General features: G+C 66.7%; 17 protein-coding genes. 8 read left to right on the top strand and 9 right to left on the bottom strand.

Going from position 1 to position 17973, the window contains the following annotated elements:
- Positions 1 to 47 precede the first annotated feature (47 nt).
- Positions 48 to 2396 carry a PAS domain S-box protein gene (locus VGK20_10620; protein ID HEY2774486.1) on the bottom strand — a complete coding sequence of 783 codons (2349 nt, stop codon included), beginning with the start codon at positions 2394 to 2396 and terminating at the stop codon, positions 48 to 50.
- Positions 2397 to 2713: 317 nt separating this feature from the next.
- Between VGK20_10620 and VGK20_10615 the strand changes: the two genes are divergently transcribed.
- The 5 genes from VGK20_10615 to VGK20_10595 all read left to right on the top strand — a co-directional run bounded on the left by VGK20_10615 (position 2714) and on the right by VGK20_10595 (position 7420).
- The gene (locus tag VGK20_10615) at positions 2714 to 3928 is read left to right on the top strand and encodes a GspE/PulE family protein (protein HEY2774485.1); all 1215 of its coding nucleotides are present in this window, start codon (positions 2714 to 2716) and stop codon (positions 3926 to 3928) included.
- Positions 3925 to 5079, top strand: a complete 1155-nt coding sequence (locus VGK20_10610; GenBank protein ID HEY2774484.1) for a type II secretion system F family protein — start codon at positions 3925 to 3927, stop codon at positions 5077 to 5079. The genes VGK20_10615 and VGK20_10610 overlap by 4 nt, the downstream gene beginning before the upstream one ends.
- The gene (locus VGK20_10605; protein HEY2774483.1) at positions 5076 to 5603 is read left to right on the top strand and encodes a prepilin-type N-terminal cleavage/methylation domain-containing protein; all 528 of its coding nucleotides are present in this window, start codon (positions 5076 to 5078) and stop codon (positions 5601 to 5603) included. The genes VGK20_10610 and VGK20_10605 overlap by 4 nt, the downstream gene beginning before the upstream one ends.
- Positions 5604 to 5751: 148 nt before the next feature.
- Positions 5752 to 6519 carry a prepilin peptidase gene (locus tag VGK20_10600; GenBank protein ID HEY2774482.1) on the top strand — a complete coding sequence of 256 codons (768 nt, stop codon included), beginning with the start codon at positions 5752 to 5754 and terminating at the stop codon, positions 6517 to 6519.
- Positions 6520 to 6634: 115 nt separating this feature from the next.
- On the top strand, positions 6635 to 7420 hold the full coding sequence (locus VGK20_10595) for an enoyl-CoA hydratase-related protein (GenBank protein ID HEY2774481.1): 786 nt from the start codon (positions 6635 to 6637) through the stop codon (positions 7418 to 7420).
- 29 nt (positions 7421 to 7449) lie between these two features.
- Here the strand turns inward: VGK20_10595 and VGK20_10590 are convergent, their stop codons facing one another.
- The 4 genes from VGK20_10590 to VGK20_10575 all read right to left on the bottom strand — a co-directional run bounded on the left by VGK20_10590 (position 7450) and on the right by VGK20_10575 (position 10045).
- Positions 7450 to 8037 (bottom strand): Uma2 family endonuclease, encoded by a 588-nt coding sequence (locus tag VGK20_10590; protein HEY2774480.1) that lies wholly within the window; start codon positions 8035 to 8037, stop codon positions 7450 to 7452.
- A 184-nt stretch (positions 8038 to 8221) separates the two neighbouring features.
- The gene (locus VGK20_10585) at positions 8222 to 8998 is read right to left on the bottom strand and encodes an EcsC family protein (protein HEY2774479.1); all 777 of its coding nucleotides are present in this window, start codon (positions 8996 to 8998) and stop codon (positions 8222 to 8224) included.
- Positions 8995 to 9459 (bottom strand): protein tyrosine phosphatase family protein, encoded by a 465-nt coding sequence (locus VGK20_10580; protein HEY2774478.1) that lies wholly within the window; start codon positions 9457 to 9459, stop codon positions 8995 to 8997. The genes VGK20_10585 and VGK20_10580 overlap by 4 nt, the downstream gene beginning before the upstream one ends.
- Positions 9460 to 9583: 124 nt before the next feature.
- Positions 9584 to 10045: an SAM-dependent methyltransferase gene (locus VGK20_10575; GenBank protein HEY2774477.1), complete on the bottom strand. Its 462-nt coding sequence runs from the start codon at positions 10043 to 10045 to the stop codon at positions 9584 to 9586.
- 244 nt (positions 10046 to 10289) lie between these two features.
- Between VGK20_10575 and VGK20_10570 the strand changes: the two genes are divergently transcribed.
- Together VGK20_10570 and VGK20_10565 are read left to right on the top strand one after the other, a co-directional pair.
- On the top strand, positions 10290 to 11522 hold the full coding sequence (locus VGK20_10570; protein ID HEY2774476.1) for an acyl-CoA dehydrogenase family protein: 1233 nt from the start codon (positions 10290 to 10292) through the stop codon (positions 11520 to 11522).
- 8 nt (positions 11523 to 11530) lie between these two features.
- Complete coding sequence (locus VGK20_10565; protein HEY2774475.1) at positions 11531 to 12538, top strand: adenylate/guanylate cyclase domain-containing protein; 1008 nt, start codon at positions 11531 to 11533, stop codon at positions 12536 to 12538.
- Here VGK20_10565 and VGK20_10560 read toward each other — a convergent pair.
- Genes VGK20_10560 through VGK20_10545 form a run of 4 tightly spaced genes read right to left on the bottom strand, consistent with a single transcriptional unit; the run spans position 12498 to position 16686 of the window.
- On the bottom strand, positions 12498 to 13352 hold the full coding sequence (locus tag VGK20_10560; protein ID HEY2774474.1) for a sterol desaturase family protein: 855 nt from the start codon (positions 13350 to 13352) through the stop codon (positions 12498 to 12500). The genes VGK20_10565 and VGK20_10560 overlap by 41 nt on opposite strands.
- A 30-nt stretch (positions 13353 to 13382) precedes the next feature.
- Entirely contained in the window at positions 13383 to 14324 is a 942-nt protein-coding gene (locus VGK20_10555; GenBank protein HEY2774473.1) for a sigma-70 family RNA polymerase sigma factor, read from the bottom strand.
- 52 nt (positions 14325 to 14376) lie between these two features.
- Positions 14377 to 15447, bottom strand: a complete 1071-nt coding sequence (locus VGK20_10550; GenBank protein ID HEY2774472.1) for an acyl-CoA dehydrogenase family protein — start codon at positions 15445 to 15447, stop codon at positions 14377 to 14379.
- Positions 15448 to 15498: 51 nt separating this feature from the next.
- The gene (locus VGK20_10545) at positions 15499 to 16686 is read right to left on the bottom strand and encodes an acyl-CoA dehydrogenase family protein (GenBank protein ID HEY2774471.1); all 1188 of its coding nucleotides are present in this window, start codon (positions 16684 to 16686) and stop codon (positions 15499 to 15501) included.
- 276 nt (positions 16687 to 16962) lie between these two features.
- Here VGK20_10545 and VGK20_10540 point away from each other — a divergent pair, with 276 nt between their 5' ends.
- Positions 16963 to 17952 carry a hypothetical protein gene (locus tag VGK20_10540; protein ID HEY2774470.1) on the top strand — a complete coding sequence of 330 codons (990 nt, stop codon included), beginning with the start codon at positions 16963 to 16965 and terminating at the stop codon, positions 17950 to 17952.
- Positions 17953 to 17973 lie beyond the last annotated feature (21 nt).

Genomic DNA, 17973 nt, shown 5'->3' with positions numbered 1-17973 from the left:
GCCGGCGCGTCATTTGGTAAACGTGCGGAAGCCAGGCGCGATGTGCTTCAGCGCCAGTGCATCGGCGGCAGCGTGAAGCGGAACGTCGCGCCGCAGTCGACCTCGCTTTCGGCCCAGACGCGTCCGCCGTGGCGCTCGACGATGCGCTGCACGGTGGCAAGGCCGATTCCCGTGCCTTCGAAGTCGTCGATTCCGTGCAGGCGCTGGAAAGGCCGGAACAGCTTGCCGACGAAACGCATGTCGAACCCGACACCGTCGTCGCGCACCGAATAGACTTTCTCGCCCTCGACCAGGTCCGCGCGAAATTCGATTCGGGCGACGTCGCGACGCTGCGTGTATTTCCACGCGTTGCCGATCAGGTTTTCGACGACGACGCCGAGGAGCGCGGCGTCCCCCTCGACGACGAGACCTTCGGCGATCGCGAATTCCACGTTGCGCTCCGGCTCCTGCTGCGCAAGCTCGGCCGCCGCTCCGCGCGCGAGCTCGGAAAGATCGACGACCACGATCGTCATCGATGTCCGGGCCATCCGCGAAAACGCCAGCAGGTCGTGGATCAGCCGGTCCATGCGCGAGCTGGTCGAGTGGATCTTCTCGAGGTAGGCGCGTCCCTGGTCGTCGAGCGTCGCTGCAAATTCCTCGAGGAACATCCTCGCGAAGCCTTCGATCACGCGCAGCGGCGCGCGAAGATCGTGGGAAACCGAGTAGCTGAACGATTCCAGCTCGCGATTGGCCGCCACCAGCTCGGCCGTACGGTCGCGCACCCGCTGCTCGAGCGCCTCGTTGAGCTTCTTGATTTCTTCCTGGGCGCGCTTTCGCTCGGTGATGTCGTGCACGATCACCTGGATCGAAGGCTGCCCGTGGAAGACGATCGGTCCGGCCAGCACCTCGACGTCGATCGTGCTGCCGTCCAGGTGCAGGAACTTTTCCTCGACGCGGCCGGCCTGCCGGCCTTCGTTCGACATCTCGCGGATGCGCTCGGCCGCAATACGCCGGCTCGACGGATGCACGAGCTCGAAGACCGGCTTTCCGAGCAGATCGGATACGTCCTTCGATCCGACCAGCCTGCGCGCGGCACTGTTGGCGAATACGATCTTGCCGTCGCGGTGCACGACGATGGAGTCGGGCGACATTTCGACCAGCACGCGGTAGCGCGCCTCGCTCTCGTAGAGCGCCTCCAGTGTGCGCTTGCGCGCAGTGATCTCGCTGAAGACGCCCGTGACGCCCAGCACTTCGCCGTTCTCGATCGTCGCGCGAACGGAGGCCTGCACCCAGTGCACCTCGCCGGTCTTGTCGAAAACACGGTATTCGAACTTGGTCGGCGCGCCCTCGAGGGTCTGGGCGAAGAGCTCGGCCACTTTCGGCAGGTCCTCCGGATGCAGGAATTCCACAAAGGAACGGCCGAGAATCTCCTCGGGCGTATACGCGGAAATCTGCTCGATGGCGGGGCTGCAGTAGATGAAGCGTCCCTCGCGGTCGAGCGCATAGACGACGTCGCTCAGGTTCTCGATGAAATGACGGAAGCGCTCCTCCGACTTGCCGAGCGCCTCTTCGGCGTGACGGCGCCCGGTGACGTCGGTGAGGATTCCCGTCAGTCCCTTGAGCTCGCCGTTCTCGTAGGACGGCCGGCTCGATGCGCTCATCCAGACGACCGAGCCCGACTTGTCGACGCAGCGGAACTCGCGCTTGTCGACGTGACCCTGCATCACCCCGTCCAGGCTCTGCACGACCTGCGGAAGATCGTCGGGATGAATGAAGTTGGCGAACGGCTTGCCGGTAAGCTCTTCGACCGTGTACGACGAAACCCGCGAAACCTGGGGACTGATGAACGTCAGGATTCCCGAAAGGTCGGTCGAGAAGACGATGTCGTTGACGTTCTCGACGAGGTTGCGGTAGCGCTCTTCGGCTTTCTTGAGCTCGTCTTCTTTTTCGCGGCGATCGGTGATGTCGATCATGATGCCGCGAAGCACCGTGCGCCCGTCGTCGACGGCAACGCTGACGATGTCGCGCAGCCACACGATGCGCCCGTCGCTGGAGATCATCCGGTATTCGAAGTCGTGGTTCTGGCGATCGCGGGTCGCCTTCATGCGGTAGCCGACGGCCCATTCGCGATCGTCGGGATGAATGTGCGCCGTCCAGAAGTCGGGCTCGTCGAGCCAGTGCGAGCGCGGGTAACCGAGCAGCCGTTCGGCCTGCGCGCTGACGTAAGTGAAGGCGAATGTCGCGGCGTCCGCTTCCCAGACGATCCCGTCGATCGAAGAGACGATGTGCTCGAACTGCTGCTGCGAGTGGCGGAGCGCTTCCTCGACGCGTTCCGATTCGTCGCCACGGCCTCGCGGCCCGCCGCCGGCCCTGCCGGCACGAGCGCCTCCGGACGTGGATGTCCGCTGAACCCCCATAGGCCGTTGCCGAGTGTGCTCGCCAGCACCAGCCGACGCCAGCACATTCGCCGGAGGCCGGTCCGGCTCCCGAGACGTGCCTGAGAGCGGGGCCGGACGCCGATAAGGGGCCATCTGCTGCGTTGGCTCCGCTTCGTTCGCTCCGGCGTACAGGAGCGAGCCGCGAGACGTCGAGCGGCGAGCGCCTACGCTCACTCACGCGTCGCCGCCTTGCAGCTGACCCCTTCTCGGCGCCCGGCTCGCAGATTCACGCTTCGACACACAACATCACATCCGCGTCGTTGAGAGCGCCCGCGCCAATTTCGTAGCGTTGCGGCGTGACTGCGACTACCTGGAACCAGCAACTCGCGACCCGCTCCCAAGCCGAAGAAAGCGGCTCTCCCGCTGCTCGCGCCGTCAGCTCCCTGATCTTCGCGGCAGTCGCCGCGGGCGCCTCGGACGTCCATCTGGAACCGGACCGCGCGGGTCTTCGAGTCCGCGTCCGCATTGACGGACAGCTTCGCGATTTCGACCCCCCACCTGCGACTCTCGTCCCTGCGCTCCTGACTCGCATTCGTCTTCTGGCTCGCGTCGACCTGGCCGAGCGCCGCCTTCCGCAGGACGGCCGCTTCAGCTGGGCGCTCGATGACAACGAGACCATCGACGTGCGCGCCGCGTTCCTGCCGGTTTCGCGCGGAGAGAAAATCGCGCTCCGGTTGCTGAGACACCACGGTGCCACGCGCAGCCTGCACGCGCTCGGCATGGACGAGGAGGCCAGGCGACGACTTGCCTCGGCAATCGCGCGTCCCAACGGTCTCGTTCTCGTCGTCGGTCCCACCGGCAGCGGCAAGTCGACGACACTCCTGGCTGCGCTCGCCGAGATTCGCAGCAGCACGAAATCGCTGGCGACCGTCGAGGATCCGGTGGAGTTCGACATCGCAGGCGTCTCGCAGGTGGCGGTCGACGAAGATGTCGGCCGCAGCTTTGGCGTCGCACTTCGAGCGCTGCTTCGCCAGGACCCCGACGTGCTGATGATCGGCGAGATTCGCGACGACGAGAGTGCGCGGATCGCGTGCCGTGCGGCTCTGACCGGACATCTCGTATTGTCGAGTCTCCATGCATCGCACGCGCGCGAAGCATTGGTGCGCCTGCCCGAGATCGGCGTGCCCGACTATCTCGTGCGCGCCACCGTCGCGCTCGTCGTCTCGCAACGGCTCGTGCGGCGCCTGTGCGCGAGTTGTCGTGGCAGTGTCGCGGCGCATGCGAGCGCCGCGGGCTTTTTTGCGGCCGCCGGACTGTCCGTCCCCTCGTCGCTGCCGCGAGCCTGCGGCTGCGATGCCTGCGACGGACGCGGATACCGCGGCCGCATGGCGCTTTTCGAAACCGCCGCGGGCTTCGACGACGCACCTCTGCCGTTTGCCGCGGGCAGTCTCGGCGCCTGCGGTCTCGCGCGCGTCGCGCTCGGCGACACGACGCTCGAAGAAGTGCTCGCTCACTGTCCTCACCCCGGTGCAGCGGGACGGGCGGAGCCCGGCACAGGGGATAGGCGATGAACGCGCCGGGCAACCGCGAGGTCCCTACCCTTCGCGTCGTCACGCCGAGCGCGCGACGCGCTGCGACTGCACGCGGCGCTGCCTTGCGCATCACGGGCCCGCTTGCCCGTCGCACGCATTCGCGCCGCGAAGCTGCCGCGGCGATCTCCCGGCTCGCCGCGCTGACGACTGCCGGAGTGGCCACCGGAGACGCGTTGTCGTCGTCGGCGGCCAGCGGGAATGCCCTCGTTGTCCGGCTCGACGAGGCGGTGCGCCGAGGCAGCGCTCTTTCGTCGGCAATGGCGGCGACCGGCATGCCGTTTCTCGACGCGGAAATCGCCGTCGTTCGCGCTGGCGAGCGAGGCGGCTCGGTGTCTCGCGCCCTCACTCTGCTGGCCGCACGCCTGGAGCGCGACGCGGGCGGCAGGCGTCGCATCGCATCGGCGCTGGCGTATCCGTGCATTCTTGCGTGCGGGGCGTTCGCGGCGCTGTGCTTTCTTTCGATCGAGGTGCTGCCGTCGTTCACGTCGCTGTACCAGGGACGCGGCGTCGAGCTTCCGCTGGCCACGCGTGCGCTGCTCGCATTCGGCGATGATGTTCGCAGCGTCGGACCGTGGGGGGTTCCCGCGCTGGCCGCGGCGGTCGCAATGTTTGCTGCAGCTCGCAGCAGAAGTCGTCGCGTCGCCGTGCTCTGCGATCGCTTCGCGCTCGCTGCGCCGCTCGTCGGTGCGCTCGTGGCGCCGCGGGCAGCCGGTGAAGCCTGCGCGCTCATCGCGCTGCTGCTGGATGCAGGATGCGAAGCCGACGAGGCGCTCGGGCTGGCCGTTCGTGCGGCGTCCAATCGTGTCGTCGCGGCGCGGATTTCGAGCGCTCTTCGCGCGCTCCGACACGGTGTCCCGCTCAGTCGTGCGTGGCCGGCCGCATCGATGGATCGAAGCGGAGATGCGGCTTCCCTGCTCGAAATCGCCGAAGCGACCGGCGGATATGCGCAGGCTTTCGCGCGCATGGCTGCACTCGAAGAGGCCGCGGCCGAGCGGGCCCTGGCCCTCGTGTGCCGCCTCGCCGAGCCGACCGCCGTGATCGCAATGGCCGTCGCCGTCGGCGGCGGAGTGCTGGCTCTTTACCAACCGATGCTGGGATCGGCATCGCTTCTGCTCGGAGGTTCGTCATGAACGAAAAAGACCGCATTGCCAGGCTCTTCGACGCACGTCGCCGGCTGCTTTCGCCTGCTGCCTCGGCCGGCACGGTGACCCCACCGCAACGCGCGCCAGGGAAACGCACGTGGCTGCCGCGCTCGCGGCCGCGGCTGCGCCTCGCTGCGCGCCTGCAGCCACCGGCAGATCGTGAGCGAGGCTTCAGCCTGCTCGAGCTTCTCGTCGTCGTCGCGATCCTCGGGATCCTGATCGCCGCCGCGCTGCCCAAGTTCGCAGAGTTCCGTGCGGCGGCCTACGACTCCCGTTCCCAGCAGGACCTGAGGAACCTGGCGGCCGCCGAAGAGCTGTACCGGGCAACGTCGCCCACCTACGCGACCGATACGACCGCGCTCAAGGGCTTCGCGCCGTCCGAAGGCGTCGAGGTCGCGCTGGAGTCGGCCAACGAGACAGGGTTCGTCGCCACCGCGACGCATCCGGCCGGCTCGCGAAGCTACCGCTGGGACACCAGCTCGGATCCGCCGCTTTCGTCGACGCTGCGGTAGACGCGCGACTGCCGGCGCGGCGCGGGGTGGTCGCACACAGACATTGCATGGGCGCACGCGGCCGGGCTGGGAGTTGGCAGCCGTTGCGGATTAGAATGGGCGTCCCGGCGCGGCATTGCGGCTGCGCCGGGACACCCCCGGTGCTGCGATGACGCTTCTTCTTGCCGTGCTGTTCGGCCTCATCGTCGGCAGCTTCCTCAACGTCTGCATCGTGCGGCTGCCCGAGGAGGAGTCGATCGTGGCACCCCGGTCCCACTGCCGCAGCTGCGATGCACCGGTGGCGTGGAATGACAACATTCCGGTCGCGAGCTTTCTCCTGCTCGGCGGCCGCTGCCGAAGCTGCGGTGCGCCGTTTTCGATCCGCTACCCGCTGGTCGAAGTCCTCGCCGGAATTTTCTTCGGAATGGTCGCGATGCGCGGCCTGCCGCCGGCGGTCACGCTTGTGCAGATGGCGATCGTCTCCGTCCTGATCGTCGTGACGTTCATCGACATCGATCACTTCCTGATTCTCGACGTGGTTACCTATCCGTCGATCGCGCTGTCGCCGGTGCTTGCGCTCGTTGTCGGCCACATCACGATTCGCGACTGTCTGCTCGGCATCGTCGTCGGCGGCGGAGGCCTGTGGGCATTCGCGTGGACCTACGAGAAGCTGAGGCACCGCGAGGGAATGGGGTTCGGCGACGTCAAGCTGCTCGCGATGATCGGCGGGCTCCTCGGGTGGCAGGCGACGCTGTTCAGCCTGTTTGCGGCGTCCCTGGTGGGATCGGCCTGGGGGCTCGTCGTGATGGTGCTGCGCAGCCGGCGCCTCGACCTGGAAATTCCGTTCGGGCCTTTTCTCGCGCTCGGAGCCGTCATCTACATGTTCGACGGGCCGCGCCTGATCGCGCTGTGGCTCGAGCGACCTCCGCTGTTTTAGCAACCTGCCGGGCGGTGTTTGCCCCCGAGTCCGTCGGACGCTAGGAGCCCTCCATCGCGGCTCGCAAGCGGCCCGCATTCGACAATTGCATTCGAGAAAGCGGGAGGAGGATTTCGTGTCCGACAAGAAATACGAGTTCATCAAGACCGAAGCGAAGGACAGGATCCTCGTCGTCACGATCAACCGGCCCGAGTCGTTCAACTCGCTGCACCCGGCGGCCAATCGCGAGATGGGCGATGCGTTCGACGACTTTGCCGTGAACGAGGACCTCTGGGTCGCGATCGTCACCGGAGCCGGCGAAAAAGCGTTTTCGGCGGGCAACGACCTCAAGTGGACCGCCGAGAACCAAGGGAAGCTCGAGATCCCGCCGCGCGGATTCGGAGGGCTGACCAACCGTTTCGACCTGTTCAAGCCGGTGATCGCGGCGGTCAACGGAGTCGCGCTCGGCGGAGGATTCGAGATCGCGCTCGCGTGCGACATCATCGTCGCGTCGTCGAACGCGAAGTTCGGACTGCCCGAGCCGCGGGTCGGGCTGGCGGCGCTGGCGGGCGGGATGCACCGGCTGCCGCGCCAGATCGGGCTGAAAAACGCGATGGGAATGATGCTGACGGGACGGCACGTCGACGCCAGCGAGGCTTACCGCCTCGGCATCGCGCAGGAAATCACCGACCCGGCCGCGCTGATGGAGCGCGCCCTGGCGTGGGCCGGCGAAATTGCCGCATGCGCGCCGCTGTCGGTGCGTACGACCAAGGAAGTGGCGCTCGAGAGTTTGGGGCATCCGCTCGAAGAGGCGGCGCACAGGAAATATCCGGCAGTCGACAAGCTGTTTCGCTCGGAGGATTTCGTCGAAGGGCCGAAGGCGTTTGCGCAGAAGCGCAAGCCGAACTGGAAGGGACGTTGAGGCGCGCAGCGCCGGGGCGGCGCACGCACTCAGAGTCCGGCGAAAACCTTCGAGACCGGCAAGCGAAGCCCGGGCACGGCGCGTGATACGATTTCCTCACTCACGAGGTGCACCGGCTTCGTAAAGGCGCCATCCACGAGATGACTCATGCTGACGCTGCGTGAGCCCGGAGAGACGATCCAGTATTCGGCAACGCCGTTTTTCTCGTAGATCCGCTGCTTTTCGGTCCTGTCGCGCCTTGCCGTCGTCGGCGAGAGGATCTCGACGACGAGGTCCGGAACGAACCGGGCGAACTTTCCGGCTGCCAGAGGCGGTCCCGCTGCGAGCTTCGCGCTGCAAACAAACGAAAGGTCGGGCTCCACGATGTCACCGCTCGGAAGCTCGTACCCCGTGCTCGAGCTGAAGATGCGGCCGAGACGATGCGCCTCCACGTGGTTGAACAGAGCCGCACCGAGCTGCGCCTCGATTGCGCCGTGCAAGCCGCTGGCCGGCGGCGTCATGACGATGTGGCCGGCGAGGAGCTCGTAGCGGTGGATGTCGCCGGGTGGTCGGGCGCGCAACCAGTGGACGAACGCCGACATCGAGTAACGCTCTTCCGAACGGAATGCTGTCTGCATCGCCATCCTGCTCCCAGAATAGTCCTGGCCATTGCCCAGGCAAAGTAGCGGGATCCGTGCGGCGGGGGCTACGACGCGAATGGAATGAAGTGTAGAAGGCGCCCAGCGGGGCTCCCGAATGATGAAATTTACCGACTCGAGTTCCTCCCTGCTCGGCGCCTGCAAACCGCTGCACGAACCGTCTCTACGATCGCAAATACGCGACGCGCACCGTCTCGCGCCCGTACGAGCGCTCGAGGCGGCGCACGATGAAGTGGCCGCGCGCCATGTCCTGGAAGTGGTCGATGAACAGGGTGTTCAGAACCGCGCCGCCGGCCGCTCCGACCACCGGCAGGCTCTGCGCCACGAGCTTCTCGGAAACCGGCACGCCGAAGCGGGTCGCGACCTGGGATACGAACCGCACGACCGCCGGCACGCCGGATCCGGTGACACCGCGTCCCGCAAGGTGTTCGGCCGCATCCGCCAGCGTCTTCGCAAGCGCCAGGCGCACCGCGAAGTACGCCGATTCGGCAGCGTCGTCGCTCGGCAGGTAACCGCCGAGCGCGAACACCTCGATGCATGCGAGCTTGGATTCGGCCGACTTGATCTGCTCGCCTTCACTGCGCGCGACGTCGGCGATCGAGCGCAGCATGATCGTCGTCGAAAGCGGAAGCTCGACCGCGAGGGCGGCCAGGCCGAACATGCCGCCGGCCGCGCCGGTCATCGCCACCGCGAGCTTGTGGCTCCAGTCCACCGAGTCGCGACGTCGCTCGTCCATCGACGCCAGCGCGAAAGAGAGAGCGGTGTCGAGCGACTTGCGCGTCGCCGTCGCGATCAGCTCGCCGGCGCCGGTCGGCAACATCGAGATGCCCTGCTCGATCGGCTTGCCGAGCGAATTGGCGATGCGTGCTGCCAGGCTCGGGTGCTCGAGCAGATCTTTCGCGTATCGCAGGTCCTGTTCGTCGGCGTCCGCGAGCTTCACGATGATTTTGCCTCCACCACTTCGCGGCGACAGCGGTCGAGGAACTGGGCCCACACGTCATTGAGCGGCCACAGCGTGCGCGCATGCGCATCGGCGCGGCCGCGGTCCCAGCCGAGCTTCATCTCGCCGTACAGCGCGACGAAGCTGCTGACGCGATAGTTGGCGGCGCAGTGCACGAGCACGCGCCCGTCGCCGAGCTCGTCCATCGCGGCGACGAAACGGCGGAAATCCTCCGTCGTCGGTGCATCGAACTGCACGGGAATGTGGCAGTAGCCGAGGCCGAGCGAGCGCACGAGACCCGCTTCGTCGGCAAGGCAGTAGCGCGGATCGAGAAGACCGAGATTGATCACCGCCGTGTAGCCGGCTGCGGCGACCTCTCGCAATTCGTCCTCGGTCGGCTGGCCGGCCGTGCCGAGGCGCTCGTCGATCGGCAGGAAATTCTTGATGGTGTCGATTGGCATGTTGTGGCTCCGTAAATGGGGACAGGCACCAGGCACAGGCACGTCGATTCGAAACGCAGCGTCACTCCGGCGCCTGGTGCCTGTCCCCAGGCAACGCCCCGGCGCCTGGTGCCTGTCCCCATGCTCACCAGTACTCGGACATGATCTCCGCGACCCACGCGGGCTCGCGCACGCCGGTTCGCGGCTCGAAGCTGCGGAAGAACGGCTTGATGTCGAGCACCGGAGTGCCGTCGATGGCGTCGAGTCCGCGCACGCGCACGGTCGTTCCTTCCACGCCGGCGATCTCGCACGTCGAGACACCGATCCGGTTCGGACGGTTCTTGCCTCGCTGCGCGAAGATCCCGACTTTCGGCCACGCGGTGTTTCCGCGCGGATGCCTCGCCGCGGTTTCGATCTTCGACGGATCGGCGCGGTGGAAATGGTAAATGACGAGGAGGTGCGAAAAATCGCCGAGCCCGGCCAGGGAATCCGCGCCGAAGCGCGCGGAGTCGAGCTCGATGCGGGCCTCTTCTTTTCCCCAGTCGTCGTCGACCGCTTCGCCGCGGCCCCCGCGCACGAAGCCCACGGGCTCGATCTCGATTTTCATCGTCCTTCTCCTTTGTGCGGGCGGCGGCCCGGTGACCGTCCCTAACCTCGGCGGCGCTTTCCCGCAAGACCGGACGAAAACTGCCAGCCACCGCGGCGATCGGCCGGCCCGGAAAAACCGCCCGGAGCTATCGCCGGCAAACGATCCCGTTGCCGCGCTTCGCCTGCGCGCGCCGGCCGTGTAGTCTTCGCCCCCGGCCGACGAAAACCCGCCCTCGTCCCCGATTCCGCAACGGAGAATCCTCTTGATCGAATGGAACGAGCAACACGAGATGATGCGCAGCGCGGTGCGGCGCTTCATCGAAGCCGAGATCGTGCCGCATATCGAAGAATTCGAGCACGGCAATACGCCGCCGTACGACGTGCTTCGCCGCATGTTCAAGGCGTTCGGCATCGACGAAGCGGCGCGCGAGCGGTTCCACAACCAGATCGAGCGCGAGCGTGGCGCGACGGGCAGTGCAGACACGCTGCCGGAGCGCAAGATCGAACGCGGTCCCGAGGCCGGCGACCGCCTGGCAATGCAGCTCATTCCAACCATCGAGCTTTGCCGCTATTGCCCCGGAATGGTCACTGCAATGGGAGTCAGCGTCGGACTGACGTCTGCCGCGATCCTTTCGAAGGGAACGATCGCGCAGAAGGAGCGCTGGGCCCTCGACCTCCTGACGTTCGACAAGATCGGGTCGTGGGCCATCACGGAGCCCGGCTCCGGCTCCGACGCGTTCGGCGGCATGAAATCGACCGCCAGGCGCGACGGCGACGGCTACGTGCTCAACGGCAGCAAGACGTTCATCACCAACGGCCCTTACGCCGACACCATCGTCTTCATCTGCCGTCTCGACGAAGAAAACCCGCCCGCCGAACGCAAGGTGCTGACGTTCGTTCTCGAACGCGGGATGCCTGGCCTCGAGCAGTCCAGGCCCGTGCGCAAGATGGGCATGCATTCGTCGCCGACCGGCGATCTGTTTCTCTCGGACGTGCGGGTCGGCAAGGAGTACCTTCTCGGAGAATCCGAGAAGCTCGCGACGCGCTCGGGCGCCAAGGACACGTTCTCGACCGAAAGGACCGGAGTGGCGGCGATGGCGCTCGGAATCGTCGAGGAATGCCTGCGCATCTGCACGGCGTATGCGAAGACCCGTGTCGCATTCGGCCGACCGATCGGCGAGTTCCAGCTGATCCAGCTCAAGCTCGCAAAAATGGAAGTCGCTCGCATGAACATCCAGAACCTCGTGTTCCGGCAGGTGGAGCTGGCGGCTGCCGGGGTGCGGCCGACTCTGGCCGAGGCGTCGGCGATGAAACTGTACTCCGCGCAGGCAGCCATGGAGGTCTGCCTCGAATCGGTCCAGCTTCACGGCGGCAACGGCTACATGGCCGAGTACCGCGTCGAGCAGCTCTGCCGCGATGCCAAGGTGCTGCAGATCTACGCAGGCACCGACGAGATCCAGATCTCCCAGATCGCGCGCAGCCTGCTCGCCGGATAGCGCCCGCCATGGGAACCCGCGCGAACGACATCTGGAGCGCGGCGAGCGCGGCGCTTCTCGGCAAGCCCGAGCTTCGCGGATCCGAGGTGCAGGCTCTGGCCGGCGCCCGCGAAGGGCTTCGCCTGTGGCAGGCCATGGGATTCGCGCCGGTTTCCTCCGGCGAAACGGTGTTCACCACCAGGGACGCCGACGCACTCGCGTTCGCGTCCTCGCTGCTCGACAGTGAGGAGCCCGGCCGCGAGCTCCTGCTGCAGATGGCGCGCACCACCGGGCAGGCCCTTTCGCGCGTCGCGCACATGCACGTGCGAGCGATCGCCGCGGAGATCGAAAGCGCGGCGCGGTCGCAGGAGCTGACAAATGCAGCCGCAGCCGATCGTGTCGCCGAGCTCGCCGAATCTCTGGTGCGCACGCACGAGTCTTTCCTCGGATACATCTGGCGCCGTCACGTGCTCGCGGCCATCTCACAGGTCGTCGCGAACGCGCTCGTGCACAACGGTGACGAAGAGGCGGGCACCGTCGGATTTGCCGATCTCGTCGACTTCACCGCGACCAGCCAGCAGCTCACGGAAACGGAGCTGATCGAGCTCGTCGACCATTTCGAGAAGATCGCCTACGAGGAGATCCCCGCGCGCGGAGGCCGCGTCGTCAAGACTCTCGGAGACGAGGTCATGTTCAGCAACCCCAATGCGACTGCGGCTGCCGAGACCGCGCTGGCGCTGGCCGCCGCGTGCAAGGCGGACCCGATTCTGACCGAGGTTCGCGTAGGGCTCGCGATGGGGCCGATGCTCGCCTGGGAAGGCGACCTCTATGGTCCCACCGTCAACCTGGCCAACCGTCTGGCAGCGGTTGCAAGACCGGGCACGGTGATCGTCTCCGAAAACCTCGCGCAGCGCCTGGCAAACGACGGCCTGTTCGCGCTCGTCGAGATCCACCACGTCAAGTTGAAAGGCATCGGGCGCACGCAGCCGTGGGTGCTCAGGCCTCGCGTCGACGAGCCCCATCCGGCGGGGCGCTGAGCGAAGTCGCCACGGCGGCGGCTGTCCATTGGCCGGCGCGCTGCCGCCACGGCAACACGAGGAGCCCGAGCAGGCTTGCCTGGCCGCCGGAGTTGCTGCCCTCGAGCCCGTAGCGAACATCGAAAGCGCGCGCCGTCGGCGTGAACGTGCCCAGCATCCGGTCGTGGACCGCGAACAGATTGCCGTAGTTGGTGTCGGTTTCGCGAGGCTGCCGCGAATGGTGGATCTTGTGCATGTTCGGCGTCACCCAAAGGAGCGACAGCGCGCTGTCGGCCGCGGGGGCGATGCGAATGTTCGCGTGCTCGAAGATCCCGTTGACTGCGGACAGGAGCCGGTAGACGACCAGCGCCGATCCGGGGACACCCAGTACCCACGCCGGCAGCATCATCCACGCGAAGCGCCACAGGGTTTCGACCGGATGCGTGCGGTACGTCGTCGTCACGTCGACGTGGGGATCGGCGTGATGCACGCGGTGAAACCTCCACAGCAGCGCCGACGCGTGCATCGCGCGGTGGGCGAAGTAGCCGAAGAAGAAATCGAGGACGACGATGCCGGCCATGAGCTGCAACGGCAGCGCCAGCCTCGTCATGAGTGCCGGTGAATTGCCGGGGAATCTCCCTGCCAGCCAGCCTGCGCCGGCAGTCAGGGCAGCATTCAGGAGAATCGTCACCGTGCCCAGCGCGAGATTCGCGCTTTTTCTCGACGGCGGCAGCCCCCGTGCGACGGCCATCGGCGCGACCAGCTCCAGAAGGGCCGATACCGCCATGACGACTGCGATGAGGCCGACTCCGCGCAGGAAATCCGCTTGGTTCATGCCGCGACAACGCGCGACGGGTCGCGTTCGTTACACGGCGCGAGGCGGCTCGCCGAAACGCACCGCGGTGAGCTTTCGCGGCGCCAGGATCGTGTGCAATTCGCGGATGCGGCCGTCGGCGTCGACCTCGCAGCGCAGCACGAGGCGTGGCGACATCCGGCTGCGCAGCGGCCGCGTCACGACGACGAGGGCAGCGGCGCCGTTGACGACACGAATTTCGCTCGTCGAGATCGGCGCGCGCCGCCGCGCAACTTCGAGGTGGAATCGGATCACCGCGGGCTTGCCGGCCAGGGGCTCCCGCAGCGCCGTGTAGACTCCACCACCGTCGGTGATCGAGCGGACACTGTCTGCCAGCAGCTTCTCCATGCCGACGCCGTCCTGCTGCATCATGCAGAGCACGAGCCGTTCGAGCGCTCCGCGCTGCCTTGCCAGCACGTCCGGCGAAACGCTGGCGCTCGCGCCGGCGGCTTCGAGCGCGCGGCGTGCGCGGTGATGGAGCACGCGCACGTTGCCCTCGCGGATGCCGAGAATGCTCGCGACTTCGGCTGCCGGACAGTCGAGGACGTCGGTCAGCAGCAGCACGGCGCGGGAACGCGGCGTCAGCGCCTCGAGTGCGACGAGGAAAGCGTACGAAACCTGTTCGGCTCTCTCGTAGCGGCGCTCGGCGCCGTCGCGGGGATCGGTCGCATCGGCGGGCAGGCCGTCTTCGTGTGGCGAGGGCAGCCACGGGCCGCTGTACCTGCGACGACGCCGCTTGCGCAGGCAGTCGATGCTGAGGTTGGTGACGACGCGCACGAGCCAACGCTCGAGGTCGGCACTGGCGAGCACGGCGGTCGATTCGAGCGCTTTTGCGAAGGATTCCTGGACGATTTCGTCGGCGTCGGCAGCGACGCCGGTCATCCGGTAGCACAAGCCCCACAGGCGCCGCTCGCTCGCACGAAAGGCTTTCTCGATGGCGGGCAGACCGCTCATTGCGCGACTATAACGCGCCGGCGGGCCGAAACGTTACAGGGAAAAGCCTGGGTCAGGACATTCTTGCGGCGGCCAGCTCTCGCAGGGCGGCGGGCGAGCCGAGCATCTGGCGGTTGTAGCCGGCGCGCTTGAACCACAGCTGCATGTCGCACTCGTACGTGAAACCCATGCCACCGTAGACCTGTACGCAGGTCGTCGTCGCTTCGGTCGCGGCTTCGCAGGCGTGCGACTTGAGCAAAGCGGCCATCATCGGCGCATCGTCGCGCCTTTCGTCCCAGGCGAACGCCGCGTACCACAACAACGACCGCAGCGGCTCGATCTCGGCGAAAACCTCGGCGCACATGTGCTTGACCGCCTGGAACGAACCGATGACGCGCCCGAACTGCTCCCGCGTCAGTGCGTACTTGACCGCTTCGTCGAGAGACCGCTCGGCGGCGCCGAGGGAATCGGCGGCCAGCACGATCCTGGCGGCGTCCAGCGCCCGCTCGAAGCCGGCCGAAGCATCCGCAATCTCGAGATTCGTACCGGCATCGACGGCGACGCCGTCGAAAAACACTTCACCGACGCGGCGCGTGTCGTCGATCGTCGAAAGAGCCTCCACGCGCAGGCCCGAAGCCGTGCGCGGCACGACGTGGAACTGCGCCGACGGCCCGCTCCCGCACCGCACGACGAAGGCCGACGCGACCGCGGCATCCGGTACGAACGATGCGCTGCCGGAAAGACGCCCGTCGCGGACTTCCGGTCCCGCGACGATTGCGCCTAGCGTCGCGCGCCCCTCGGCGATACGCGGCAGCCATTCCGATTTGCGCGCCTCATTCGACGATGCGGCCAGCAGCAGCGGCGCCAGCACCGCCGCAGCATGAAACGAGTACGGCACCGCCGCTCGCCCCAGCTCCTCGGCAGCCACGGCCGCATCGAGCAGGCTGAGCCCGGTGCCGCCGTACTCGGCGGGAACGAGGATGCCGGTCACACCCTGCTCGCCGAGCTGCTGCACGAGCGAGGCATCGTGCCCGCTGGCGCTCTCCATGATCGTGCGCACGCGCCCGGTCGGCACTTTCTCGCCGAGAAAGCCGCGCAGCGATGACTGGAACAACGTCTGGTCGTCCGAAAGCCCGAAATCCATTTTCCTGGTGATCCTGTTTGATGATCCGGCTGAAAAAGCCGCGTCGGCGCTTTACCGGGACGCCCCGCGCGCCGCTTTCGGCTCGCGCGGCATGCCGAGCCCGATTTCGCTGATGATGTTCTTCTGGATCTGTGCGGTGCCGCCGCCGATGATCAGCCCGAGCTGGAACATGTATTCGTTCTGCCAGGCTCCGTCGGCGCGCACGTGGCGGGAACCGCGCTTGAGCGTCCCGGTCTCGGCCATCGCGTCGATCGCGAGCTTGGCGATGTCGTGGTTCAGCTGGCAGCCGTTGAGCTTCATGATCAGCGCGGCCGCATCCGGCGGCCTCTTCTTCAGGCGGTCGGTCAGCATGCGCATCGAGTGGAACTTCATCGCATAGGTGCGCGCCGCGATCTTCATCAGGCGGTCGCGGTACACCGCGTTGTCGAGAACGCCGAAGTCGCGCAGCACGTCGACGCAGCGAATGTAGGAGTTCTCGGTCTGGTCGGCGGCCCCGAGCATGTTGCGCTCGTGGATCAGCGTCGCTTTGCCGACTTCCCAGCCCTGGCCTCGCCGCCCGATGAGGTTCTCGCGGGGCACGCGGACGTTGTCGAAGAAGACTTCGTTGAAGCCGGCGTGGCCCGTCATCATGACGAGAGGACGGATCGTGAGGCCCGGCGCCTTCATGTCGACGAGCAGGTAGCTGATTCCCTCGTGCTTGGGAGCGTCCGGTTCGGTGCGGACGAGCGCGAACATCATCTGCGCTTCGCGCGCCGTGCTCGTCCAGATCTTCTGTCCGTTGATCACGAACTCGTCGCCGTCGAGGACGGCCGACGTCTTGAGGCTGGCAAGATCGGAGCCGGATCCGGGCTCGCTGTAACCCTGGCACCAGATCATCTCGCCGCGGATCGTCGGGCCGATGTAGCGCAGTTTCTGGTCTTCGTTGCCGTACTGCAGCAGCGTCGGCACGAACATGCTGATGCCCTGGTTGGCCATCCCGCGCGAGACGCCCGCACGGCGGAACTCCTCGTCGATGATGATGTTCTGCAGCAGGTCCGGCTTGGCACCGAAGCCACCGTACTGGCGCGGAACGGTGCGGCTGGCGTAGCCGCCGTCGACGAGCCTCTTCTGCCAGTCGCGCACCTGCGGCGATCCTTCGAGGCCGATCGCGGCGGGAGGCGCGACGCTTTTGTGCGCGTCCAGAAAGGCGCGTACCTCGCGACGGAACTCTTCGTATTCGGGGCCGTAGCTCAGGTCCATGGGCGACCTCGTAGCGGGAAAATCCGCGCAGGTACAGGTGCTGGCCGGCCCGGCACGCAGGGGCGCGGCTCCTGCTGCTGCCTTCGGGCCGGGCACGAACGTGCCTCGTTCCTGGGCATTCCTGTGCCCAGAAGCGTGGGTTTTTTCGCAAATCCGGGCAAAACCACCGTCCGCCGGCTGGCCTGACGATTGCTACTCCCCCGGGGGAGGCCGCTAGGCGGCGAACCTCCTGGGCGGAGGGCCCGGGACCAATCCACCGACCACAAGGGAGTAGCCATGCTGAATCGCCATCTGAAAAACCGTCTTTCCGTCGCTTTCGCGGTCGGAACCCTCGTCGTTGCTACGTCGAGCAGGGTCCTGGCCGACGACGCCGCTGCCGCCGCCCCGGCGGCGCCTGCCGTCAATACTGGGAACATCTCCCTCACATTCGAGAACGACTTTACCAACGCCTACTTCTTCCGCGGAATCCTGCAGGAGCGGGACGGCGGCATCTGGGAGCCTTCCCTCGGGATCGCCTGGAAGCTCTACAACTCGGCCGATGGTGCACTGCGCACCGTGAGCCTCGGGCTCGGCAACTGGGACAGTGTTCATAGCAAGCACACGCTGGCCTGCGGCGTCGGCTCCGGCACCGGCACGAGGTCCTGCAGCGGCCCTAGAGCCTGGTACGAAGCCGACATCTATCCGAGCATGACGGCAACGTGGGCCTACGGCATCACGACCGGCTTTACGTACTACTTCTATACGAGCCCGAACAGCGGGTTCACCACGACCGAAGAGGCCGACGTGAACCTCGGTTTCGACGACAGTCCGTATCTCGGAGCGTTCGCGCTGCATCCCACGGCGACGTTCGCGTTCGAGACGCACGGCTCGTCATTCGGGGATTTCTTCGGCGTCAACGGCCGCGGCCACGGCAAGGGCGACCTGTTCATGCTGTCGCTGGCACCGAGCCATGCGTTCACGATTCCGGGCGCCGACGCCTACCCGGTCACGGTGACGGTTCCGGCCACGCTGGCCCTGTCGATGCACAACTACTACGAAACCTTCAATCACAACGAGACGTTCGGATACGCCTCGCTGGGTGTGAATTTCGGAATTCCGCTGGCGTTCCTCCCCGCCACTTACGGGGCGTGGAACCTGGTCAACGGCGTCAACGTCCTCTTCCTCGACAAGGCGCTCCAGGACGTGAACCACGACGGCCCCGACTCGTCGCCGCACGGCGACTCGGTCTACCCGGTCTGGATGACCAGCGTCGTCATGGCGTACTGATCCGATCGACCGGCCGTGGGG

Source organism: Candidatus Binatia bacterium (assembly GCA_036493895.1).
Classification (GTDB): domain Bacteria; phylum Desulfobacterota; class Binatia; order UBA1149; family CAITLU01; genus DATNBU01.
The sequence above is the reverse complement of the archived record's forward strand: the minus strand, read 5'-3'. Positions and strand labels throughout refer to the sequence as shown.